Origin of the sequence: Anabaena sp. UHCC 0187, assembly GCF_009712035.1 — a bacterium.
GTDB lineage: Bacteria > Cyanobacteriota > Cyanobacteriia > Cyanobacteriales > Nostocaceae > Dolichospermum.
This window is the reverse complement of record NZ_VILB01000011.1, coordinates 293872-316523: the sequence shown is the minus strand read 5'-3', so window position 1 is coordinate 316523 and position 22652 is coordinate 293872. Positions and strand designations below refer to the sequence as shown.

Here is a 22652-nt window from a genome sequence, read left to right as displayed (position 1 = left end):
TAGCACAACCATAGATACAAATTACATTAGGTCATACTCATGATTGCAACTCCCAGTTACGACTATATTTCTCCCACTGAATATCTCGAAGGAGAAGAAACCAGTCCCGTCAAACATGAATACAGACAGGGAGAAGTTTATGCAATGGCAGGGGCAAGTAATACTCATGTAGTTATTACTCTCAATATTGCTTCACTACTGAGAAATCATCTCCGTGGAAGTGGATGTCAAGCTTACATGGCTGATACCAAAGCACATATTGAATTAATAGATACTTATTACTATCCTGATGTGATAGTCAGTTGTAACCAAAAAGATAAAGCCTTTAATAACTTTTTGCGTTATCCCTGTTTGATTGTGGAGGTGTTATCTCCTACCACAGAAGCTTTTGATAGAGGTGATAAATTTGCTGACTATCGGCAATTAGAATCACTTCAGGAGTATGTATTAGTCAGTCAAACCCGGATAAATGTAGAAGTTTTCCGCCGTAACGCAGAAGGTCAATGGGTGTTTTATAGTTATGGACAAGGAGAAAATATACATCTAGCCAGTGTGAATTTTCAGCTTGCTATTGCAGATGTCTATGAAGATATCAGTTTTGAACCTGTTAACCTGCCATAACGGGCTGTCATTGTAGTTTCGGGATGAGATTGATTATACAACCAAGCCCACATTTGATCACCAAAGGAAAAATGCCACCATTCTCTAGGATTGCGTTGAAATCCAGCTTTTAACATTACATTCTGCAATAATTGGCGGTTAGCATCATACTCTTGATTACTACTAGCATAATATTCTGGGTGCGATCGCTCGGACATTTCATCAATAGGTGAACCCATATTGACAATTTCTCCAGCATCATTTACTAGAGTAATATCCACCGCAGCCCCTGTACTGTGGGGAGGAGGGGTTTGCATATCCAAACTGGGTACAGCCCAAATTTCATAAACTGCTTGCCATGCTTCTTCCCGTTGCTGAGGTAACAATTCCTCTTCTTTTAAACCCCTCTCCCGCAATGCTTCGCCAAAACTGTAGTCTACCATAAACTGCTGCACAGTCACAGGACGATAAGCATCAAATATTTGAATATACCAATGGGGATGTAGTAATTGTAAATAATTTTGCGCCTGAATCAAATTTTCAATGACACTTTGGCGTAGATAATAAGGTGAGTGTTCTCCATAATTAGCACCTAACTTTTGATAAGGGTGAGGAGATTCCACAGCAAACAATTCTAGAGGAATCTTAATCAAAGATTCACCACATTCAATAATGGGGATTTGATGGTATGGTCGCATTTTAATGGATAATTTTGAATTCTTTGTCAACGCCGATGAAATTGTATGTATTTATCTAAAATTTTGATATCATAGTTCTTCAAAAAATCTTGACTAAGTAGACCAATCTGAGCTTGAGGAGGAACTGCAACTTGGGGATTATTAATAACCAAACCACCAACTCCTATAGATGAAATTGTGCCAGAGGGGAACTCTACTATACTACCATCAATAATGGTGAATTTTATATTTTCTCCCGGCGTAAGCTTGAGAACTTTTGCCATTTCTTGAGTAATCAAAATCCCACTTACACTAGTATCAAAAACCATCTCGAAAACTTGATTACCATTAAATGTCACATCTATAATTGGAGTTTTAGCCTCACGACGTTTAATTGGTATCCGAAAAACAGTTGCAGTTGGTAGTGTAACTTTGCACAGTTGGTCTAAACTGATAATTTTACCTGATGATGTCACCATAAAACAAAGACCAGGATCATTAGCTTTTGCTAAAGATGGGATTGTGACCAAGATTAACCCAAATATAACTGCAATCCACCTACTTTTAAAAGGTTGCATTTTCTTTAGTTATTCTAAATGTCTATAAATTATTATAGCGGTTCTTAATCGGATGAAATACAATCCAGGACGCATACTCGTTGCACCTCCAGTCCTGGTAATTTAAAACTGTACCTCACCTTCTCACCGTGTAATCCTGTAATCTCTATAATCCGTGTTCAGTCTTCATGTTCACAGCAAGATTTTTCTTCCTGATTCGGAACAGGATCATAACCTCCTGGATGGAAAGGATGACAGCGTAAAATCCGCATAATACCCATCCAACCACCACGAAATACCCCAAACCGTTCAATTGCTTGTATCGCATACAGAGAACAAGTAGGTTGAAAGCGACAAGTGGGGGGAAACAGGGGAGAAATCAAGAAGCGATAACCCTTAATCAGCCAAATCAATAATATTTTCATACCCAAATCTAATAAAGTAGGATTAAAGTTAAAAATACCTCTATTTCGATCATTGTTTAACACATTCCTCAGCTTAGAAACCCTTTCCCCATTGTCGCTGCAAATTGCCCCCGCAGCGGCTTGGGTAGGATTAATTATCTGCATTGCTTGGGCGGTTAATCGTTTTACTAATAGCGAACCGGAAATCATTCGTAAAATCGTGCATATTGGCACAGGTAATGTTATTTTAATTGCTTGGTGGTTAGATATTCCCCCATTTGTGGGAATTACAGCTTCAGTTTTTGCGAGTATTATCACTTTATTATCTTATAAATTCCCGATTCTTCCTGGTATTAATAGCATCGGCCGTCACAGTTTAGGTACTTTCTTCTATGCTGTGAGTATTGGTGTTTTAGTAGGTATTTTCTGGCATTTACACCAACCCCAATATGCTGTTTTAGGAATTATGACTATGGCGTGGGGAGATGGACTAGCTGCTTTAATTGGCAAACGCTTTGGTAAACACAAATATCTAGCTTTCGGCGCTCAAAAAAGCTGGGAAGGTTCTTTCACAGTTACTTTTATTAGTTATTTGATTTGTGTAATTCTTTTACTGATTACCCAAGGTAACATTTGGCAAACTTGGATAGTTTCGTTAATTGTCGCCTTTATTGCTACGATTTTAGAAGCGTTCTCTTTTTTGGGAATAGATAACTTAACAGTTCCTATCGGTAGTGCTACCTGTGCCTATATATTAACTCAGCTACTCTCTGCTTACTGAATAATTTTTGATCTAGCAAAATGATTTTTTGGAAATTAAAGATATCTAAGAATATAGAGATTGAATTTTTTATTGAGGGGAAAACCTAGTAAAAAACCTAAATAAATCTAGATAATCAGAGTTTTCTATAGAAAAAAAATAAATATTTTGCAGATTTTATGGAACTGAATATTAATCTTCTAATAAGACTATTCTAGTGATAAAGAACTATTTTGTCTCTACTTTTAGAGGTAAATTTATAAACTTTACTTTCTACCCGTAGGTTTATGAATTCTTAGGCAATAATGCTTATAGTTGAGTTGTTAGGTGGTGAAACACCTAATTACGTAAGTGAGGCTAATAATGATGTTAAATCAAATCAACGCATCCGATTTGCTTGTTGCTTTATCTGATCAACAACAAGAGATAGTAACTGGTGGGGCTGACTTTGAACTAGCTGGTAGTAATTACGCTAACAAAGGATCACTCTTAATGGGAACAAGTGTTTCCGGTCCTCAAGGTAGCAGTGCTACTTCCGCAGGTAAGGCTAATACCATCCTGACTGCGGCACAAGATTTCTTAGGCTTAGGTGCAGAACCTCCTGCTAGTGTAGGGGCTTTAGGTCCAGCAGTCCTACCAGGTAACGGAGGAATTGGAATTACACCACCAGTAGGTGGTGGACTCTTAGCTCAACCCGAAGTTGCACTAACTGGAGTTGCACTTCAGTAAATATGGGCTAGTAGGTTTCCCAATCTCAAAGCTGAATTGAACTAGCGCCGCAGGGCGGAATTAATAAGAATTAAAAATTAAAAAAGCAAATTGCGCCAGCTTTTTAGGAATTTTTAATGGTTAGTTCTTTTTACCGCTCTGCACTGCTAGTCAATACCTTTTTTAGATCATAAAGGGGGTTAGAGGAGATGATAAGAACTTGCTCAACGTAAGTGAGGACTTTGAGAAAGTTTAATTCTCCTCCCCCATTTTTTTAACGCTTGAGCCGCGTCGAAGATTTGAGAAAGATAACTCCCAATGCAAGGGCATAACTATCTCTACCCCCTTCACTAGATTATAACCCATGATCAAATAATTTTTCACCCTGTGAATAGAGAAATTTACTTGTTTTTATTTCCGCTAATTTATTACCTAAGATAGTTACTTTTCGAGTTGCATGATATTAGTAATTTCTATCTGAGGTCAGACTATTTTAGTCCTAACAGAAGGTGTAATAGCGTGAATTCCTTACAGAGTCAGAGTCAAGATAACAATTCTTGGTATAACTTCAATAACGGGACTACAGAGGATTTGCATTTACTAGAAGCTAATGAGTTTCTCCCCCATATTGGCAAATGGATTCATATCGGTGGGGGAGTGATGATTAGTATGTTTGTAGTGGCTGTAAGTCTCACCTCTGTCCTCTATTACAATATTACAGTCAAAGTCCCTGCAACTATCCGACCATTGGGAGAATTACGGTTAGTTGAATCTGCAATGACAGGAACTGTAAAAAGAATTGTAGTTAAAGAAAATCAGGTAGTAGATAAGGGAGAAATAATTGCTTATATTGATGACTCCCAACTGCAATCTCAAAAAAGACAACTGCAAAATACTATCCAGCAAAGTCAATTGCAACTTATTCAAATTGATGCTCAAATCAATCAAATTAATACTCAAATAGTTTCTCAAACCAACTTAAATGACCGCACTATTTTAGCTGCACAAGCTGAATTAGCTGGAACGGAACGCAATTATAAAGATCAGCAAATTAAAGCTAGTGCGGAAATGATTCAAGCTAAAATAGCTATAAATTTAGCAAATGAGCAACTAGCAAGATTACAAAGAGAAAGGGTGTTAGTAGCCACTGTAGAAGAAGCAGAAGCAGCTTTAAAACTAGCTATTTTACAGCATGATCGCTTGCGAAGTGTAGTTACATCAGGAGCAATATCTCGCAATTTAGTTGAGGAAAAAGAACAAGCTGTAAAATCGGCTCAAGCTAAATTAGAACAAGCCAAATCCAGTTCTAAAAATCTCCAAGAAGAAAAAGAACAAGCTGTAAAATTAGCCAAAATAAACTTACAAAAAGCAAAAATTGCCGTTAATCCCAGTCCGGCAATTGTTACAGTAGCATTGGAACGAATTCAACAAGAAAAAGCTAAAGGTGAAGGCAATTTAGCGGCTTTAAAAAAAGAACGCGAAATATTAATTCAGCAACGTCTAGAACTGCAAAAACAGCAAATTCGCACTCGTCAAGAACTACAACAGCTAGAAAATGAGTTGAATAAAAGTGTAATTCGCTCACCAGCCACCGGCACCCTCATGCAACTCAAACTCCGCAACGCTGGACAGGTTGTACAAATCAGTGAAGCTCTTGCTCAAATTGCTCCTGCGGATGCTCCTTTAATCATCAAAGCTCATGTTTCTGCTAAGGATATTGACAAAGTAAAAACTGGTCAACCAGTGCAAATGCAGGTTTCAGCTTGTCCCTATCCAGACTATGGAACTCTCAAAGGAACTGTGAAAACAGTTGGAGCAGATGTTCTTGTAACTACACAAAATAATTCCATTATTAGTACACCCCAAATAGCTACTTACGAAATTAATATTGAACCACAAAGTCTATTTTTAGGAAAAAGCAACCACTCATGTTATCTCAAATCTGGTATGGAAGGACGGGCTGATATTATCTCCCGTCGGGAAACTGTACTCCAATTCATCCTCAGAAAAGGCAAATTAATCACTAATTTATAAATAAAAACGTAGGTTGGGTTAAGCGACAGCGCAACCCAACAAAATCTTTAATAAAGTTGTGTTTACTTCCGTCAAATAAACTCCTGTTACTAATACTCTCTGTTGGGTTAAGCAACAGCACAACTCAACAAAATCTTTAATAAAGTTGGATCTCCTCACGTCAACCCAACCTACTCAACTCATCTTACTAATTATGCTCAATATTTTCAAACCTCATCAAAATTACCAATGTACTTTACAGTTAAGTGAAGAAGACTGTGGAGCAGCTTGTCTAGTTTCTATTAGCAAGTATTATGGACGCTTTTTAAGCATGATTAAAAGCCGAGAAGCTGTTGGTACTGGACAATTAGGAACAACATTATTAGGTTTAAAACGAGGCTCAGAAAATCTCGGTTTTAATGCTAGAGCAGTTAAGGCTTCCCCAGAAATTATAGACAGAATTACAGAAATTACATTACCTGCCATTATCCATTGGCAAGGTTATCATTGGGTTGTTTTATATGGTAAAAAAGGCAAAAAATATGTAATTGCCGATCCGGCTGTGGGTATTCGTTATTTGACTAAAGAAGAATTAACCACCGCTTGGAATGGGGTAATGCTCTTATTAGAGCCAGATCCGGATCGCTTTTCTGAGCAACCCCAAGAACAATCAAAAGGTGGGATAACGCGCTTTTTTCGCCGTATTGTACCCTATCGTGGGTTGCTAACTCAGGTTTTAATGATCAATATTGTCCTGGGTTTATTAGCTCTGGGAAGTCCTGTTTTAATTCAATTATTAACAGATGATGTTCTCGTTCGAGGAGATGTACAATTACTGACTGTTGTAGTTTCCGCAGTTGTCGTCATGAGTTTATTTAGTGGAGGTTTGCAAGTATTTCAAGCCTTAATGATTTCTCATTTTGGGCAAAGATTACAATTAGGTTTAGTCCTAGAATTTGGACGCAAACTTCTGCAATTACCCTTAAATTATTATGAATCTCGTCGCAGTGGTGAAATCACTAGCCGACTCCGAGATATTGGTGAAATCAACCAATTAGTATCACAGATTGTGATTGTTTTACCGAGCCAGTTTTTCATCGCTGTGATTTCTTTTTGCTTAATGTTATTTTATAGCTGGCAATTAACAATAGCAGTCTTAGTAGTTGCTGGGTTAATAACTTTATCTACCTTACCTTTTTTGCCAATTCTGCAACAAAAAACCCGGAGTCTCTTGGTTTTAGGTGCAGAAAATCAAGGTGTTTTAGTAGAAACATTTAAAGGCGCACAAGTAATTAAAACTACCAATGCTGCTCCTCAATTTTGGGATGAATTTCAAAGTCGCTTTGGTCGTCTTGCCAATCTTGCTTTTAGCACAGTTCAAATTGCAATTATCAACGGAACTATTGCTAAAATCATCTCTACAATTGGTGGTGTTGTCTTGCTAGGATTTGGAAGTATGTTAGTAATTAAAGGCAATTTAAGCATTGGACAAATGTTAGCTTTTAATGCTTTACAAGTGAATGTTTTAGCTTTAATTAACTCATTGGTTGGTTTTGTTGATGAATATTTTCGTTCTCAAACCGCAGTTTCTCGATTATTAGAAGTTATTGATGCTACACCAGAAGTAGTAGGAGGAAGTCAAAAGCCCATTGCCCAAATTTCTAGTGTAGCAGATATTAGTTGTTCCCATCTCCAATTTCATCATCCAGGCAGAATTGACTTATTAGATGATTTTTCTCTTCAGCTTCCTGGGGGACAAGTTATTGCATTAATTGGTAAATCAGGTTGTGGTAAAAGCACTTTAGCAAAATTATTGGCTGGTCTATATGTACCAGATTCTGGTAATATCCGCATCGGGTTTTTTAATATCCAAGATATTGCCTTAGATTGTTACCGACAACAAGTAGTTTATGTTCCCCAAGAACCTCATTTTTGGAGTCGTTCAATTTTAGAAAACTTCCGTTTAGGAACACCTTCTATTTCTTTTGAAGAAATTGTTCAAGCTTGTGATATTGCTGATGCAGATGGTTTTATCAGTCAATTACCCAATAAATATCAAACCGTATTAGGGGAATTTGGGGCAAATCTTTCCGGTGGACAAAGACAAAGATTAGCGATCGCTCGCGGAATTCTCACAAATCCACCTATACTGATTTTAGATGAAGCTACTGCTGGACTAGATCCGATGAGTGAAGCTCATGTTCTAGATCGTCTGTTGGAATATCGTAGAGGTAAAACCACAATTTTAATTACCCATCGTCCTAGCGTCATTCACCGAGCTAATTGGATTGTTCTCATAGAAAAAGGTCAAGTACAAATTCAAGGAACTCCTGATACTTTTTTATCAAAACCGGGAGAGCATTTACAGTTTTTAGCTGCATAAATCAACATTGTTAAAGTTTTTTGCTAATCAATTAACCCAATCTAGTTACTTATGCAAGGAGTAATAATATGCCAAATAAATTATTTAGATATCTTTCTGATGCCGAACAAGAATCTGTAGTTGGTGGGCAAAATATTCCAATGTTAGGTTTATTCAATGAAGGTAAATTATTCTTCCAAAAAACCGATTTAGAAACTGAAGGAAAAAATGATTTAACTTTAGCTTCAGGTGATTCTAACACACAAACCACCAAGTACAAATTTTCTCAAATTACTATGGCACTTTCTTTTACATTTGGATTCTTAACAATTAGTTCTAGTGGTGATAAATTGAGTGATTTTTTGCCCAATCTTCTAAATAATTTGATTTCATGAAATCGCTATATTTAAATTCAAAAACTTTCTTGTAGAGACAGCTTTATTTTCTGCTCTACATTTTCTCTTGCCTGAATTAATAAATAACTCTCTTTAAAAATTACGCACACATCCTTGAGTTATTATGAATGAGACAAATAAAATCAACATGAGTTAAAAGAAAGAGATATGCCTAAATATAGATATATCCTAAGAACAATTTAAAGTCTTACAAATTTATAACTATTGAGTCATTTATTTATAATAAAAAATATTTATAAAAGAGGCACAGGTGTTATTCACCTATTTATAAATTGAGGCTAACAATCATGTCCACTCAAATCACTAAATCTAATTTGCTTGTCGAATTATCCACAGAAGAACAGGAACTTTTATCTGGAGGAAAGAATAAACGATGTTACAAGAAATGCTACTGGTATTGTCCAAAAGGTGAGCGTGATAGCGAGCGTGATGAAGATTCTTAAAGGTCATCTGAGAACTTTGCAATTATTAAGTAGCGTTTAATAAACAGATAGCCCACTCAAAAAATTGATTGTTTTTTGAGTGGGTTTTTGTCACATAAAAAGATTCAATGTTTCTAAAATGCTTGATCAATTGGATATTATTATAGCTTTAAATATAAATTAGAAGATAGAAATTATATTTATTAATTTATAACTAGAGAATCATTGAATCTCTGAAAATAAAGCTTATAAAAGGATTAGAAGTGAATAATCAGTAAACCAATGGAGGCTCATAATCATGTCTAATCAAAATACCACATTTAATTTATTTGAGGACCTATCTACAGCAGAACAAGAACTCTTATCTGGAGGATTGTATAAGTCCTCCCCTTGCTGTAAACCGAAAAAACAAAAATGTTGCGGAGACTATCCCAAATATGATGAACCTACACCTTATGACGGTGATGATAGTTCCTCTGATAGTGACTCTAAGCCAGGTTGTTAATAATCTTCCTTAGTAGCTAAAGTCTATAAACTAGGCTATCCTTAATAGTCTTCGTTTTCAAATTTATAGTTATAGGGTGAGGAGAAAATTTCACATAAATGGCTTGAGATCAAGCATCAGCACTATCTTAGTCTCTGAATCTGTAAATCTTGACATCTACCGTTGAGAAATAAAACAGAAACTTGCTAAATTTTGTGCCATAACTTTCTCCTCTCTCTTTTTTTAATATGACAGTTTAAAGTTGTAAGTTACTCATGTTTGTAGTAGTCAGCCCCTAGTGGTAAAAAATAAATAAATTCATGAATTTATATAATGCTAAAGATAGAAATCGCAACGATTATTTTATAACCATAGAATCATTAAAATTATCGAGATAAAGCTTATAAAAAGATGAGGGTTAAATAATATCTATCAACGAATGGAGGCTGACAATTATGTCTGATCAAAACATCAAATCTGATTTGCTTGAGGAATTATCTACAGAAGAACAACAACTGCTATCTGGTGGTCACTGGGGTGGTCCTTGGCACAGAGGCGGTGGTCACTGTGGTCCTCGGTGCGGTGGTGGCGGTAACTGGGGTGGTTCTGGTCCCTGGCACGGAGGTGGTGGAGGTTGGAGACCCCGCCGTCGCTGGTAGTAAGCTAACCTAGTTCTGTCCTAGTTTAAACTTATTAGATTCATTCCCAGCCATTGGCTGGGAATGTCAGCAGTGAAAGTCTTTATCTAACAATTATCACTAGAAGTATTTGATTAGAAATAAAATATTTAAACCATGTTTAACTTTCAATTTTCACAACTTAAATATCTAATTCAAAAGATAGAAATTATAATTATTAATTTACGACCATAGAATCATTACATTGATCGAAAAACCTTTTATAAAGTAAGCATAGGTATATGACACCTAATCAAACAATTGAGGTCAACAATTATTTATGTCAAATCAAAATATCCTATCTAATTTACTTGTGGAATTATCCATAGAAGAACAGCAACTTCTAACTGGCGGATACCGAGGTGATAAAGATGATAGAGATGATGGCTATGGTGGAGGTTATAAACCTAAAAAATCTGGCAGAAATCGGAAGAAAAAGAAATATGGTAGTTGGTATGGTAGATAACTATCAAAGATGAAGTTCATCTGCCCTACTACCTTCTGCTTAGTAACTCACCAATCCAATTCAGTAAAATCGGATTTACCAACTCAGGAGCTTCATCTTGAGGACAGTGTCCCACACCTTCTAAAGGAATAAACTTTTGAACTTGGGGAAAATTGGCTAACTCTCTCCCTAAATTAATAGGTTCCCAAGGGTCAGCCGTTCCCCATAAAATAATCACTGGACAAGATAATCTAGGTAATAAGTCTTCCGGTAAAGGACCACTAGAGTAAGCAGTAAAAGCTAAAAATACAGCAGCAGCCCCAGGATCTTTGGCTGGTGTCATCAGAATATCAACTAATTCATCTGTCACCGTTTCTGGGTTAGCATAGGCTTGTAAAAGAATATTTTTAACTGTTTTTGGTTGAGCCAGACGATTAAAAAAGAAGTCCCCCACAGATTGAATTGCTAACAAGTTTTGCAAAATTGGCGCACCAAACCGCTTCATCCAAGGTAAAGTAACACGTTTGCGATCATGTAATAACCGCAAAGAACAGTTCAATAATGCAGTTCCTAAAGCCACATCTGGGTTAGTTGCTGCTGCTTGCATAGCGACAATACAACCAATGGAATTTCCCACTAGAAATGCAGGTTCACCCACCACTTCCCGACAGAAATCAGCTACTTGTTGTCCCCAGGTTTCTAGTGTGTAGGTAATTTGTTCCCCTGGTTTGGGTTTATCTGAACCCCCAAAGCCAATTAAATCAATAGCATAAACTCGGCAATTGACTGCTAAAGCTGGAATATTTTTGCGCCAGTGCAACCATGATGCGCCAAATCCATGGATGAGAATTACAGCAGGTCCTGTAGTCCCTTGGGTTTGGTAACAAATAGAAAAGCCAAGCCATTGCCAAATTTTTGTAGAAGTTGTCATGGGAAATGTAGTATTGATCATTGAAAATTGCCTATTCTCATATTTTCCCAAAAATACTCATGATTTCGAGTATTTTAGGAAAATTAAGTGAGTAGAAGTATAAATACATATCAAATTTTTGTAAATTTAATACTAAAGTTTTAACTAAAAATTACCAACTTTTGTCAAAGTTCTGTAAATTTTCTCAGAACCTAAATTGAATAAAGTTATTATCATGGCTATACTAAGAAGAATACAGTAATTTTCATGTAGCTAAAACCTACAGGGAAAATTCAAACCGCTTTAGAGACGTTTTATACAGCATCTCCATAATATGGTGTGTTTATAGCAGTTGTCATACAATGAATATACTAGAAATAACTGATACTCCGATTGGGAGTTATGCCCCAGATTTTGAACTGCCCGGCATTGATCAACAAGTACACCATTTAAGTCAATATCTGAAAAAATTTCGCTCAGTTTGTGTTATTTCTTTATGTAACGAATGTGCCTCTGTAGAAATATACATAAATAGACTCAAAAATATCCAAGCGGAATTTGCTGATAGTGGGTTTACACTCATTGGTTTAAATGGTAGTAGTGGCGAAAATGATACTGGAGACAATTTTGAGCAGATGAAAGCTTTTGCCGAGCGTCATCAGCTAAATTTCCCCTACATCTGGGACTCAACCCAAGATGTCACCCGCAGTTTTGGTGTAATTACTACACCCACAGCTTTTTTAATAGATCATCATGGGATTGTGCGCTATAAAGGGCAAATAGATAATCACCCCCAAGCAGCATCAGCCCAGGGAGTAGATTATTTAAGAAATGCAATCACTTGTTTATTTCAACAGCAGGAAATACAGCCAGCAGAAACCGAGCAAGTTGGTACTGTATTCAGATGGCGGACAATCTAACTAGACATAGATAGTCACTGTACTGCTATCTTAAATTGGAGGCAATTGCAACTTTTTTGATAAAGCGGAACTTCATGGGAACGAATTACCGACGGGTTTTACTTAAACTGAGCGGTGAAGCCTTAATGGGCAACCTAGGTTATGGCATTGATCCAGAAGTGGTCGAGGGAATAGCCAAGGAAATAAGAGAGGTGATCGCCACTGGTGTGCAGATGGCCATCGTTGTTGGCGGCGGTAATATTTTTCGAGGCGTTAAAGCAGCATCAGCGGGTATGGATCGGGCAACCGGCGACTATATCGGCATGATTGCCACAGTCATGAACGCCATGACTTTGCAAGATTCCCTGGAACGGATGGGAGTACAGACAAGAGTTCAAACTGCCATTGCTATGCAAGAACTAGCAGAACCTTATATTCGCCGTCGTGCCATCCGTCATCTAGAAAAAGGGCGGGTGGTGATTTTTGGGGCTGGTTCAGGCAATCCCTTCTTTACCACAGATACCACTGCGGCCTTAAGAGCCGCAGAAATTGAAGCCGAAGTGATTTTTAAAGCTACCAAAGTAGACGGCATTTACGATGCTGACCCCAAACTTTATCCTGATGCCAAGCGTTTTACTACTCTTACTTACGCCCACGTTTTGGCTAAAGATTTGCGAGTCATGGATAGTACCGCAATTGCCCTATGTAAAGAAAATAATCTCCCCATTCTAGTATTTGACCTAACGGTGCGAGGTAATATCCACCGGGCAGTCATGGGAGAATCTATTGGCACCCTTGTGGGAGGTTCTTGTGAAATTAGCTGAAGCTCAAGAGACAATGCAAAAAACCGTTGAGGCCACTCAACGGGCTTTTAATACAATTCGCACTGGTCGCGCCAATGCGAGTTTGTTAGATAAGGTACAAGTGGAGTATTACGGTACACCAACATCCTTAAAATCACTAACAAACATTAGCACCCCAGATTCTTCAACCATCCTGATTCAGCCCTACGATAAGAGCAGCTTGAACATCATTGAAAAAGCCATCTCTCTATCCGACGTAGGTTTAACTACCAATAACGACGGGACTGTGATTCGGTTGAACATTCCCCCATTAACCAGCGATCGCCGTAAGGAATTTGTCAAACTTGCGGCCAAGTATGCAGAAGAAGGTCGTGTAGCAATTCGCAATATCCGTCGAGAAGCTATTGATGCCATTCGCAAACAGGAAAAAAGTGCTGAAATCTCCGAAGATGAATCACGGGATCAACAAGACAAACTTCAAAAAATGACTAACAAGCACACAGAAAAAATTGACCACTTGTTAGCAGAAAAAGAAAAAGACATTACTACTGTCTAAGTTAGTAAAAGGCAAGAGGTAAAAGGCAAGAGGCAAGAGGATAATTATTTCTCTCTGTCTCCCCGCTTTCCCTCTTCCCTGCGCCTGTATTCACTAAAAAGTTATAAAAATTATCACCCCTTGTATATACTAAAAAATCAGCTAAGTTAATATAAAAAGCCAAAAATTAGTCATTATGTACGACTGCATCATTGTCGGTGCTGGCCCAGCAGGTGGAACAGCAGCATATCATCTAGCCAAAAAAGGGCGCTCAGTCTTAGTCTTAGAAAAAGAATCCTTGCCCAGATATAAGCCTTGTGGCGGTGGCGTGTCACCAGCTATAGCTCAATGGTTCGACTTTGACTTTAGCCCTGCCATTTCCGTCAAAGCTGACTCTTTGCGCTTTACTTGGAAATTAGGCGATCCCGTAGAAGCAAAAATTGACACCAAAGAACCAGTTTGGATGGTGCGACGGGATATTTTTGATCATTTCCTGATCCAGCAAGCTCAAAATCAAGGGGCTGAACTACGAGACAAAACCGAAGTTACAGGGATCGAATTTAAAAGTGATTATTGGCAAGTAAATACAGCTAATGGATCAGTCACAGGTCGCTACCTCATCGCTGCGGACGGTGCAAAAGGTTCTATGGCTAAATGGCTAGGTTTTAAAGAACGCAAACGCCGATTAGCCGGAGCATTAGAAGCAGAAATTCCCGCAATTATCGAAAAAAAAACCACAATTCACTTTGAATTTGGTCTAGTCAAAAACGGCTATATTTGGAACTTCCCCAAAGATGATTGTTATTCTATCGGAGTCGGCACTTTTATTGGTGGCGAACCCCAAGACTTTAAGAAAATTTTAGATGAATATGCTAAATCTTTTAATTTAGATATTAAAAATAGTAAACAATACGGTTATCCCCTGTGTATTTGGGACGGCAACCAAAAACTGCACACTCAAAACGCAGTTTTAGCTGGAGAAGCCGCTTGTCTAGTTGACCCCTTTACGGCCGAAGGTATTCGTCCCTCGATTTTTAGCGGTGTTCTCGCCGCAGGGTTTATTAACGATGCTTTAACTGGTGATATTAATGCCTTAGAAAAATACAGCGATGCCATTAACGAACAATGGGGAACTGAGATGGCTTGGGCGCAAAAACTAGCAGGAGCATTTTACCGCTTCCCTGGTATTGGCTACAAAGTTGGTGTGAAACGTCCCTCTAGCACTCAAATTATGGGTAAAATCCTCTGTGGTGAATTGCGTTATGGTGATGTCGCTGGTCGGGCCTTAAAACGGCTAATTCCCGCTTTTGGTTGATATAGCAGAAGTCACCGAGTCAGGAGAAAGGAGAAAGAAGAAAATTCCTTTCCTCAACTCCTAAACTTCATTATTGACATCTCGATATTCCTCAACTATCACTAACTCAGGATTATTTTTATCATGATTATCCCATTGATCTAACACATCTTTAATCAACACTTCTTGTACCCAAATTTTCGCAACAACGGTGAGGGGAAGTGCCAAAAATAAGCCTAAAAATCCAAAAAATGTCACAAAAAATAATTGAGAAATTAGGGTGACTGCTGGTAGTAAAGATACTTGATGGGCCATAACTACAGGTGTGATGAAATTACTCTCAGCCTGTTGAATAAAAAAGTAGAGAATAAACACAGCCAGGGCTTTCCAGGGATTATCCAAAAGAGCGATCGCCATTGCTGGTACTACACTCATAGTTGGACCCAAATTAGGGATTAAATTCATAAATCCTGCTAATACGCCCAAAGCTAGTGCTGCTTTTACACTTAAAATTGATAAGCCTACCAAACTCATCAGTCCGACTACCAAAACACCAATCGAAGCACCTGTCACCCACCCCTCCAAGGAAACTTCGCATTGATCTAAAATCCCCACTACCCGCCGCCGATAAAAGGAGGGAAATATGCGAACAAATACTTTTTGATAAGCATCAGGATTAACTAAAAACATTCCTGTTAAAACCAGGACTAATAAAATTTTGAGAACAACCTCTAACGATCCAGAAACAAAAGCAAAAGAGTTACCTAATAGGCGATTAAATAGCGGTTGTGCTTGTTCAATTAAACTATTTAGATCCGGTATGTAGGGCAACAATTGCGGAGGAATATTAGTTCTTTGCAGATCAATCCAACTATTAAAACGCCCAAATCCTTGGGGAACTCTATAAGTTAGTTCATGAAATTGCTGGACAAACGGTGGTACAATCAACCAGAAAAAACAGACAACACCCCCAAAGAAAATCCCCACAGCTAATAAAACTGCTAATCCCCGTTTTATTCCTAAACTTTGGAAGCGACGTGCTAGACGATTTAAAGTCGTCGCTAATACAACAGCAGCAAATATTAGTAGTAAAACGTCACGAAGCTGCCATAATATATATAAAGATATAACTAAGGCAATTAAACCTATCCATTGACCAAGGTTCACAAGCAAGACTCCCAGCTTGGTAAGATGCAATATTTTTGATAATGCACTTAGGTTAGCCGATTTTAGGAACACTGCCTATATTTTTTGTGTTAATTTCGTTTTTGCCTTGGTACTCGCCATAGTAGAACAGTTGCCATAATCAAGGTTGGTGATAAAACCATAATTAGCACATTTGTCACCGTTGCCGGAATCCAAAAAAATGGACTAGCATACTTAATGAATACTGATAGCAAAGCCGAAAAAAATAATAGCTTCAACAAAAATCCGATAGCCTGGGTGGTGTAGCCATGTTGATTTTCCATGATAGTACGGCAATACACATAATTTTAGAGGGCATCTACTAATTTAGACTTTACCAAATTATTTAGCAATAAATTACACTAGCTCAAATTTTTGGGCGTGTTAGGTCTTGTATGTACATCTCAAAATTATTCTGTAAATGAGTGGTGAGACACCTTTGATTAATTTCCTAATATAGTTTAGGATATGGCAGCAATTACAATGATTGTAAAGTTACCAACTTCTTTTTAGGCAGACTTTGCAAAAACTGATATTAACCATCATCATCCTCCGTCATTGTGCTGATTTTTAAAGAAAATTCCCGTCCGAATAGACATACCTATAGAGCATTGAATAAGCTACTGTTGACAGGTAAATCTCTGCGGGTTATGGCTTGTCTCCTACCCTTATTCATCTGGTGGGGGTGTAAAGCAGTACAAAACCAGTTTGTCCAACCACAAGCAATATTAGTGTTGGGCGGTTCTAGTCGCTTGTTAGAAAGGGAAAAGTTTACAGCCAAATTAGCTCATCAATATCCAAATATACCCATTTGGATTTCTGGAGGCAGTCCACCTCAGTATACAAAAAAAATATTTACTAGTGCAGGAATTGATCCCCAGCGTTTAAATTTAGATTATGAAGCTGTAGACACAGTTACTAATTTTACTACCTTAGTAGATGAATTACGATCTCGTGGCATCAAAAGTGTTTATTTAATTACATCTGACTTTCATATGCGTCGTGCTTCCATCGTTGGTGAAATTATTTTAGGTAGTCGGGGCATAAATTTTAAACCCGTATCAGTTCCTTCAGACAATTCACCAGAACCCATGCAAAAATCCATTCGGGATGGTGCTAGGGCAGTGATTTGGGTGGCTACAGGTTATACAGGTGCTAATCATGTCAAAAATAAACAATAGATTTTGGATATGTAAACGGGAATATGAGGACAAAATTCCTAAAATTTTGAATTTTGTATTTTAAATTTTGAATTTCCCCAATTCCCAATATCACCACAATTTGATACCCTAGCTTAAACAGTTTTGAGAAAAGTTAAAGCGTGGAAATTCAACTTGGGCGGGGAAAAATGGCTCGTCGAGCCTATGGAATTGATGAAATTGCTCTAGTCCCTGGTAACAGAACACTCGATCCGAGTTTAGCTGATACTAAGTGGAAAATTGGCAATATTGAGCGAGAAATCCCCATTATTGCCAGTGCAATGGATGGGGTTGTGGATGTAAAAATGGCTGTTAGCTTGTCTCAGTTGGGGGCATTGGGCGTAATTAATTTAGAGGGTATCCAAACTCGCTATGCCGATCCAGAACCGATTTTAGATCGGATTGCCTCTGTCGGCAAAGATGAATTTGTGAGTCTGATGCAAGAACTATATGCCGAACCCATAAAACCGGAATTAATTGAAAAACGTATTCAGGAAATTAAACAACAAGGTGGTATTGCCGCAGTTAGCGCAACTCCAGCAGGTGCAAGCAAATATGGTGAAATAGTAGCTAAAGCCGGAGCAGATTTATTTTTTATCCAAGCTACGGTGGTTTCTACTGATCACCTCTCTCCAGAATCCATTACTCCCCTCGATTTAGCGGAATTTTGCCGTTCTATGCCCATTCCTGTGGCATTGGGAAATTGCGTAACTTATGAAGTCACCTTGGAGTTGATGAAAGCTGGTGCAGCAGCAGTATTAGTGGGTATTGGACCTGGTGCTGCTTGTACCTCTCGCGGAGTCCTGGGTGTGGGCGTACCTCAAGCTACAGCCGTCGCCGATTGTACAGCCGCTAGAGACGATTATTACCGGGAAACGGGGAAATATATCCCTATCATTGCTGACGGCGGTTTAATCACTGGTGGAGACATCTGTAAATGTATCGCCTGTGGTGCTGACGCTGTGATGATTGGTTCTCCATTTGCCAGAGCCGCTGAAGCTCCTGGGCGTGGTTATCACTGGGGGATGGCAACTCCCAGCCCACTATTACCTCGTGGGACTCGGATTCGCGTTGGTACGACGGGAACTCTAGAACAAATACTCACAGGTCCGGCGGGCTTAGATGACGGTACTCATAATCTTTTAGGAGCTTTAAAGACCAGTATGGGAACTTTAGGCGCTAAAAACATTAAGGAAATGCAGCAAGTTGAAGTTGTCATTGCTCCTTCCCTGCTAACCGAAGGCAAAGTTTACCAAAAAGCCCAACAGTTAGGTATGGGTAAATAAGTGACTGGGGATTGGGGATTGGGGATTGGGGACTGGGGACTGGGGATTGGGGATTGGGGACAACTGACAACGAACAACTGACAATTGACAACTTTTCTAGTAGCTTGAAAGATCACTGGAAAAATTACATATCTAGCCTACAATAGAGGTGGCGGAGACGAATGTTTCCGTTCACTCCTCACACCACATTCCGCCCGGACTAATGTTCGGGCGGTTCCTTATTATGGGCATAAGTTTTCTAGTTTCTTTGCAAATGTATATTCTTTACCCCTAAGAGGATGTTTTTGCTATGGTAGAATTTTCACCAAGCCCAAGAAATATCATAGACAAGGTTTTTAGGTATGTCAGCAGCGACAAACGTTACAGATACAAGTTTTAAGCAAGATGTCCTCGAAAGTGAAGTTCCCGTATTAGTTGATTTTTGGGCCCCTTGGTGTGGTCCATGCCGAATGGTCGCCCCTGTTGTTGAAGAAATTGCGGCTCAGTACGAAGGACAACTCAAGGTTGTGAAAGTCAATACTGATGACAATCCTCAGATTGCTAGTCAGTATGGTATTCGCAGTATTCCCACCTTAATGATTTTCAAGGCTGGAGAAAAGGTAGATATGGTTGTGGGTGCTGTACCTAAAACCACTTTAGCTAATACTTTGGAAAAGTATCTTTGAAGCTCACCAGACCACAAACTTCTCTTGAGTTATTCAATGACAAGATAAATTACTGGACGAAAATGGTGCGTCCCCGCTCTTTTTTTTAATCACAAAAAAGCCTGGGGTCAGTACCACTTTCAAACAGTTCCCTTCTGATTATAAGAAAAATACTGAAAACCCTTGAGAAACAGCAACGCAGTTGCATTTTTCGGACTTCAGGCAATGGATGAAAGTTTAGTGCAGCATTTATACTGCACTAAAAATGCTAGAATACCTTAATCAGTACAAGATTTAAAAACCTACCCCTGGACTGGGGGAAAGTCTACGCTCGAAAAACCTTGAGGAGAGATCAGCACGCCCAAAGGGCAAACGTGTTGAGCCTGGGAACCTGAGAAATCAGGATATTAAAACAGCGATGTTTTAAGAATCTCCGTCTCTTTAGAGCGGAGAGTGTCAATAGTCAAATCAAGCTTATTTACCGAGAAGCCTGTATTGCAATAATTACAAACAATATACTGAATATCGTGTAAAATAACTGAAGTTGCTAGTTAGGTGGCAGGGAAGAAAGAAAAACAGGTAAAAATGTCATCAAATACCTATTACATATTACTAACCTCCACTAAATAATTAGCAACTTGGGTTAAAATATAATGCCAATTATTTCGGCAGTACCCATGACCTCTGAAGCGTCTTCTTGCACATTAGATTCTCTCAAAGCCGATCTTGCTGAATTAATAGATCGTTTACCGACACTAAAACATCAGCAATTTATTCAGCAGTCACTTACGACAATTTTGCATCTTGCTGATAGTGAAATTGAACGTCTTGATTGGAAAATATTATCTGCGGCTTTAGCAGATATGGAACGTGGTTTCCAGTTGTTTTATGATTACCGTCATGTTCGGAAAATTACTATTTTTGGTTCTGCACGTCTAGCACCAGATACCCCAGCCTACCAAATGGCAGTTGCATTTAGCCGCGCTGTTTCTGAACTAGGATTTATGATTATGACAGGTGGTGGTGGTGGTATTATGCAAGCTGGTCAGGAAGGTGCTGGCAGAGACAATTCTTTTGGTTTAAATATTCAGTTACCTTTTGAGCAACAAGCTAACCCGATTATTGAAGGTGATGCTAAACTAATTAACTTCAAATATTTCTTCACTCGCAAATTATTTCTCCTGAAAGAAAGTGATGCTGTGGCTTTATTTCCTGGTGGTTTTGGCACTCAAGATGAGGCTTTTGAATGTATGACATTAAGCCAAACAGGTAAATTTGGTCCAGTTCCTTTAGTATTAATTGATCAACCAGGAGGTGATTATTGGCGTTCTTGGAGTCAATATATTGATGAGCAATTGGTAAAAACGGGGCTTGTTAGTCCGGATGATCCTAGTTTATATACGATTACAGATAATCTAGAAGTTGCTTGTAATGCTATTACTAGTTTTTACCAAGTTTATCATTCTAGTCGTTATGTTGGTGATCAGTTAGTTATCCGGTTAAGAGAAGATTTATCAGATGCTCAAGTGGAATCACTTAATACTGACTTTAGTGATATTCTGGTGACTGGTAAAATTGCCAAAAGCCCATCATTACCGCAAGAAGGGCAAGATGAAACATCTGATTTACCCCGCTTAGTTTTATATTTCAATCAACGAGATTTAGGACGGTTGTATCAAATGATTAGGGTAATTAATCAAGTGGGTATTCCTACTCCAGAGGAAGCAGCACATCCTGAAAGGAAGTAAACTATCCTAATCCATTGATAATCAAATCGCTGTAATACCCCTACCTCAAGGTTTTCTAGGCAGGGGTATTACTAATAAATCATCCCTAATCCATCTGCAAGTAATGTAATTATCTCTACTTAATAAATGTGTAAAATACTAGTTATTATAACTCAATACTGATAAATATAATCAGGCGCGTATATTAGTAGAAGTTGCTAGGAAAAGAGGCACTGAAAATCCAAAATAGCCTCACCCCATGACTTAAGTTTATAAAATTAAAGAAAACTCTTACCAATTAACCAATAGAGGAATTTAACTATGCTGGAATTATTAGGATCAGGTTTGTTTTCTCTATGGCTAGAAATGGCTAAGGCGCAGATTCAACCTTTAGAAGCCTTGAGTGTATTGGCTTGGCAAGGTAGCCCTAGCTTTATTCTTGTCCCTGATCCCAGCCCAGCCGGAGCTATTACAGTCCAAGAATATCTCAAGGGTTTAATCACGTCAAAATTAATTGACCAAAATCTCATGTCCTCTCAAGGTATTTGGTTACAGTCGGGACCAATGCTGATGGCTAATCATCAAGGTACTGTACCTTTACCCGCTGCTTCCTTAACTAAAGTTGCTACTTCATTAGTGGCTTTTAAAGCTTGGGGACCAAATCACCAGTTTGAGACTTTAGTTAGTAGCACCGGACCGTTGGTAAATGGGGTAGTACAGGGTGATTTAGTAATTACTGGTAGCGGTGATCCCATGTTTGTGGGGGAGGAAGCGATCGCTCTGGGAAATACTCTGAATAAAATGGGTATTAAACAAGTAAAGGGAAATTTGGTGATTACTGGGGCTTTTGCCATGAATTTCCAACGTCATCCCCTGCTTGCCGGTCAATTACTCAAACAAGCATTGAATCATAAAACTTGGTCTCGTTCTGTGATTTTCCAATACTCAGTGATGCCCAAGGGAACACCTAAACCCCAAGTGATTATTACTGGTAATATCAAAGTAGAAGCCCAACCGAAAGTAGGACAAACTTTACTAGTACGTCATCTTTCCTTACCTTTACAAAAACTCATTAAGGAAATGAATGTTTTTAGTAATAATGATATTGCAGAAATGTTAGCCGAGTCTGTGGGAGGAGCAGATGTAGTTAGCACATCAGCAGCGCAACTTGCTAGAGTCTCAAAGTCAGAAATTCTCCTGATTAATGGTTCTGGTTTAGGTAAGGAAAATCGGATTTCTCCCAGAGCAGTTTGTGCTATGTTCATGGCATTGCAACGGGAAGCTAGTTCCTATCAGTTGACTTTAGCTGATTTATTTCCTACCTCTGGACTAGACAACCGAGGAACAATACATTCTCGACATATGCCAAAAGCAACCGTGATGAAAACCGGTACTCTCAATGACGTTAGTGCTTTAGCTGGAGTTGTTCCCACACGCGATCGCGGTTTGGTTTGGTTTACAATCATCAATCGTGGTGGAAATATATCGGCTTTTCGGGATCAACAAGATAAACTTCTCCAACATTTAGAAAAAGAATTAGAAGTATCTACTGACATTCCTGCTACCCTTATTCCTCATTTAGATAATTCCTTACCAAATCTTGGTGCGGCTAATCGCAATGAAGTTTTGTATAAGCCATCTTAAG

The 22652-nt window shown here is 38.5% G+C and carries 24 protein-coding genes; 18 read left to right on the top strand and 6 right to left on the bottom strand.

What is annotated here, in order from left to right:
- Positions 1-39: 39 nt before the first annotated feature.
- Positions 40-621, top strand: a complete 582-nt coding sequence (locus tag FJR11_RS10530) for a Uma2 family endonuclease (RefSeq protein ID WP_168503631.1) — start codon at positions 40-42, stop codon at positions 619-621.
- Here the strand turns inward: FJR11_RS10530 and FJR11_RS10525 are convergent.
- From FJR11_RS10525 to yidD, 3 genes are all read right to left on the bottom strand, one after another.
- Entirely contained in the window at positions 582-1298 is a 717-nt protein-coding gene (locus FJR11_RS10525) for a M15 family metallopeptidase (protein WP_168503630.1), read from the bottom strand. The two genes, FJR11_RS10530 and FJR11_RS10525, sit on opposite strands and share 40 nt — an antisense overlap.
- 26 nt (positions 1299-1324) lie before the next feature.
- Positions 1325-1807: a TIGR02281 family clan AA aspartic protease gene (locus FJR11_RS10520; RefSeq protein ID WP_371417503.1), complete on the bottom strand. Its 483-nt coding sequence runs from the start codon at positions 1805-1807 to the stop codon at positions 1325-1327.
- A 206-nt stretch (positions 1808-2013) separates the two neighbouring features.
- Complete coding sequence (yidD, locus tag FJR11_RS10515; protein WP_168504185.1) at positions 2014-2259, bottom strand: membrane protein insertion efficiency factor YidD; 246 nt, start codon at positions 2257-2259, stop codon at positions 2014-2016.
- A 52-nt stretch (positions 2260-2311) separates the two neighbouring features.
- Between yidD and FJR11_RS10510 the strand changes: the two genes are divergently transcribed.
- From FJR11_RS10510 to FJR11_RS10470, 8 genes are all read left to right on the top strand, one after another.
- Entirely contained in the window at positions 2312-3019 is a 708-nt protein-coding gene (locus FJR11_RS10510) for a diacylglycerol/polyprenol kinase family protein (protein ID WP_168503628.1), read from the top strand.
- A 342-nt stretch (positions 3020-3361) separates the two neighbouring features.
- Positions 3362-3727, top strand: a complete 366-nt coding sequence (locus FJR11_RS10505; RefSeq protein WP_371417502.1) for a CTB family bacteriocin — start codon at positions 3362-3364, stop codon at positions 3725-3727.
- 498 nt (positions 3728-4225) lie between these two features.
- Entirely contained in the window at positions 4226-5740 is a 1515-nt protein-coding gene (locus tag FJR11_RS10500; protein ID WP_168503627.1) for an HlyD family efflux transporter periplasmic adaptor subunit, read from the top strand.
- A gap of 193 nt (positions 5741-5933) precedes the next feature.
- Complete coding sequence (locus FJR11_RS10495) at positions 5934-8102, top strand: peptidase domain-containing ABC transporter (RefSeq protein WP_168503626.1); 2169 nt, start codon at positions 5934-5936, stop codon at positions 8100-8102.
- 68 nt (positions 8103-8170) lie between these two features.
- Positions 8171-8476, top strand: coding sequence for a hypothetical protein (locus tag FJR11_RS10490; RefSeq protein WP_168503625.1), 306 nt, complete (start codon positions 8171-8173; stop codon positions 8474-8476).
- A 308-nt stretch (positions 8477-8784) separates the two neighbouring features.
- A complete protein-coding gene (locus tag FJR11_RS10485; RefSeq protein ID WP_168503624.1) occupies positions 8785-8940 on the top strand; it encodes a hypothetical protein in 156 nt (51 codons plus the stop codon).
- A gap of 918 nt (positions 8941-9858) precedes the next feature.
- On the top strand, positions 9859-10062 hold the full coding sequence (locus FJR11_RS10475; RefSeq protein WP_168503622.1) for a hypothetical protein: 204 nt from the start codon (positions 9859-9861) through the stop codon (positions 10060-10062).
- Positions 10063-10360: 298 nt separating this feature from the next.
- Positions 10361-10546, top strand: a complete 186-nt coding sequence (locus FJR11_RS10470) for a hypothetical protein (protein WP_168503621.1) — start codon at positions 10361-10363, stop codon at positions 10544-10546.
- 28 nt (positions 10547-10574) lie between these two features.
- Here FJR11_RS10470 and FJR11_RS10465 read toward each other — a convergent pair whose 3' ends face one another.
- Positions 10575-11477, bottom strand: coding sequence for an alpha/beta fold hydrolase (locus FJR11_RS10465; RefSeq protein ID WP_254444734.1), 903 nt, complete (start codon positions 11475-11477; stop codon positions 10575-10577).
- Positions 11478-11797: 320 nt separating this feature from the next.
- Here FJR11_RS10465 and FJR11_RS10460 point away from each other — a divergent pair, with 320 nt between their 5' ends.
- The 4 genes from FJR11_RS10460 (at position 11798) to FJR11_RS10445 (ending at position 14987) form a co-directional block, all read left to right on the top strand.
- Entirely contained in the window at positions 11798-12355 is a 558-nt protein-coding gene (locus FJR11_RS10460) for a thioredoxin family protein (protein ID WP_168503620.1), read from the top strand.
- A 74-nt stretch (positions 12356-12429) separates the two neighbouring features.
- Positions 12430-13158, top strand: a complete 729-nt coding sequence (gene pyrH, locus FJR11_RS10455; protein WP_168503619.1) for a UMP kinase — start codon at positions 12430-12432, stop codon at positions 13156-13158.
- Positions 13145-13693, top strand: coding sequence for a ribosome recycling factor (frr, locus tag FJR11_RS10450; RefSeq protein WP_168503618.1), 549 nt, complete (start codon positions 13145-13147; stop codon positions 13691-13693). The genes pyrH and frr overlap by 14 nt, the downstream gene beginning before the upstream one ends.
- Positions 13694-13868: 175 nt before the next feature.
- Positions 13869-14987: a geranylgeranyl reductase family protein gene (locus FJR11_RS10445; protein WP_168503617.1), complete on the top strand. Its 1119-nt coding sequence runs from the start codon at positions 13869-13871 to the stop codon at positions 14985-14987.
- A 60-nt stretch (positions 14988-15047) separates the two neighbouring features.
- On the opposite strand, the gene FJR11_RS10440 is transcribed toward FJR11_RS10445, so the two are convergent.
- Together FJR11_RS10440 and FJR11_RS10435 are read right to left on the bottom strand one after the other, a co-directional pair.
- Positions 15048-16133, bottom strand: coding sequence for an AI-2E family transporter (locus FJR11_RS10440; RefSeq protein ID WP_168503616.1), 1086 nt, complete (start codon positions 16131-16133; stop codon positions 15048-15050).
- Between the two features lie 89 nt (positions 16134-16222).
- A complete protein-coding gene (locus FJR11_RS10435) occupies positions 16223-16435 on the bottom strand; it encodes a hypothetical protein (protein WP_168503615.1) in 213 nt (70 codons plus the stop codon).
- 366 nt (positions 16436-16801) lie between these two features.
- On the opposite strand from FJR11_RS10435, the gene FJR11_RS10430 reads away from it, so the two are divergent.
- The 5 genes from FJR11_RS10430 (at position 16802) to FJR11_RS10410 (ending at position 22651) form a co-directional block, all read left to right on the top strand.
- Complete coding sequence (locus tag FJR11_RS10430) at positions 16802-17332, top strand: YdcF family protein (RefSeq protein WP_168504182.1); 531 nt, start codon at positions 16802-16804, stop codon at positions 17330-17332.
- Between the two features lie 140 nt (positions 17333-17472).
- Positions 17473-18636, top strand: coding sequence for a GuaB3 family IMP dehydrogenase-related protein (locus FJR11_RS10425; RefSeq protein ID WP_168503614.1), 1164 nt, complete (start codon positions 17473-17475; stop codon positions 18634-18636).
- A gap of 341 nt (positions 18637-18977) precedes the next feature.
- Complete coding sequence (gene trxA, locus FJR11_RS10420; protein WP_168503613.1) at positions 18978-19301, top strand: thioredoxin; 324 nt, start codon at positions 18978-18980, stop codon at positions 19299-19301.
- Between the two features lie 656 nt (positions 19302-19957).
- On the top strand, positions 19958-21028 hold the full coding sequence (locus tag FJR11_RS10415) for an LOG family protein (protein ID WP_168504181.1): 1071 nt from the start codon (positions 19958-19960) through the stop codon (positions 21026-21028).
- A gap of 300 nt (positions 21029-21328) precedes the next feature.
- Positions 21329-22651 (top strand): D-alanyl-D-alanine carboxypeptidase, encoded by a 1323-nt coding sequence (locus tag FJR11_RS10410; protein ID WP_168503612.1) that lies wholly within the window; start codon positions 21329-21331, stop codon positions 22649-22651.
- The last annotated feature ends 1 nt before the right edge of the window (position 22652 follow it).

Bases quoted from the DNA above. Each gene is read 5' to 3' on its own strand.
- FJR11_RS10530 (WP_168503631.1), top strand. From the start codon at position 40: ATGATTGCAACTCCCAGTTACGACTATATTTCTCCCACTGAATATCTC.
- FJR11_RS10525 (WP_168503630.1), bottom strand. From the start codon at position 1,298: ATGCGACCATACCATCAAATCCCCATTATTGAATGTGGTGAATCTTTG.
- yidD (WP_168504185.1), bottom strand. From the start codon at position 2,259: ATGAAAATATTATTGATTTGGCTGATTAAGGGTTATCGCTTCTTGATT.
- FJR11_RS10505 (WP_371417502.1), top strand. From the start codon at position 3,362: ATGATGTTAAATCAAATCAACGCATCCGATTTGCTTGTTGCTTTATCT.
- FJR11_RS10495 (WP_168503626.1), top strand. From the start codon at position 5,934: ATGCTCAATATTTTCAAACCTCATCAAAATTACCAATGTACTTTACAG.
- FJR11_RS10490 (WP_168503625.1), top strand. From the start codon at position 8,171: ATGCCAAATAAATTATTTAGATATCTTTCTGATGCCGAACAAGAATCT.
- FJR11_RS10485 (WP_168503624.1), top strand. From the start codon at position 8,785: ATGTCCACTCAAATCACTAAATCTAATTTGCTTGTCGAATTATCCACA.
- FJR11_RS10475 (WP_168503622.1), top strand. From the start codon at position 9,859: ATGTCTGATCAAAACATCAAATCTGATTTGCTTGAGGAATTATCTACA.
- FJR11_RS10470 (WP_168503621.1), top strand. From the start codon at position 10,361: ATGTCAAATCAAAATATCCTATCTAATTTACTTGTGGAATTATCCATA.
- FJR11_RS10465 (WP_254444734.1), bottom strand. From the start codon at position 11,477: ATGATCAATACTACATTTCCCATGACAACTTCTACAAAAATTTGGCAA.
- FJR11_RS10460 (WP_168503620.1), top strand. From the start codon at position 11,798: ATGAATATACTAGAAATAACTGATACTCCGATTGGGAGTTATGCCCCA.
- pyrH (WP_168503619.1), top strand. From the start codon at position 12,430: ATGGGAACGAATTACCGACGGGTTTTACTTAAACTGAGCGGTGAAGCC.
- FJR11_RS10445 (WP_168503617.1), top strand. From the start codon at position 13,869: ATGTACGACTGCATCATTGTCGGTGCTGGCCCAGCAGGTGGAACAGCA.
- FJR11_RS10435 (WP_168503615.1), bottom strand. From the start codon at position 16,435: ATGGAAAATCAACATGGCTACACCACCCAGGCTATCGGATTTTTGTTG.
- FJR11_RS10430 (WP_168504182.1), top strand. From the start codon at position 16,802: ATGGCTTGTCTCCTACCCTTATTCATCTGGTGGGGGTGTAAAGCAGTA.
- trxA (WP_168503613.1), top strand. From the start codon at position 18,978: ATGTCAGCAGCGACAAACGTTACAGATACAAGTTTTAAGCAAGATGTC.
- FJR11_RS10415 (WP_168504181.1), top strand. From the start codon at position 19,958: ATGACCTCTGAAGCGTCTTCTTGCACATTAGATTCTCTCAAAGCCGAT.
- FJR11_RS10410 (WP_168503612.1), top strand. From the start codon at position 21,329: ATGCTGGAATTATTAGGATCAGGTTTGTTTTCTCTATGGCTAGAAATG.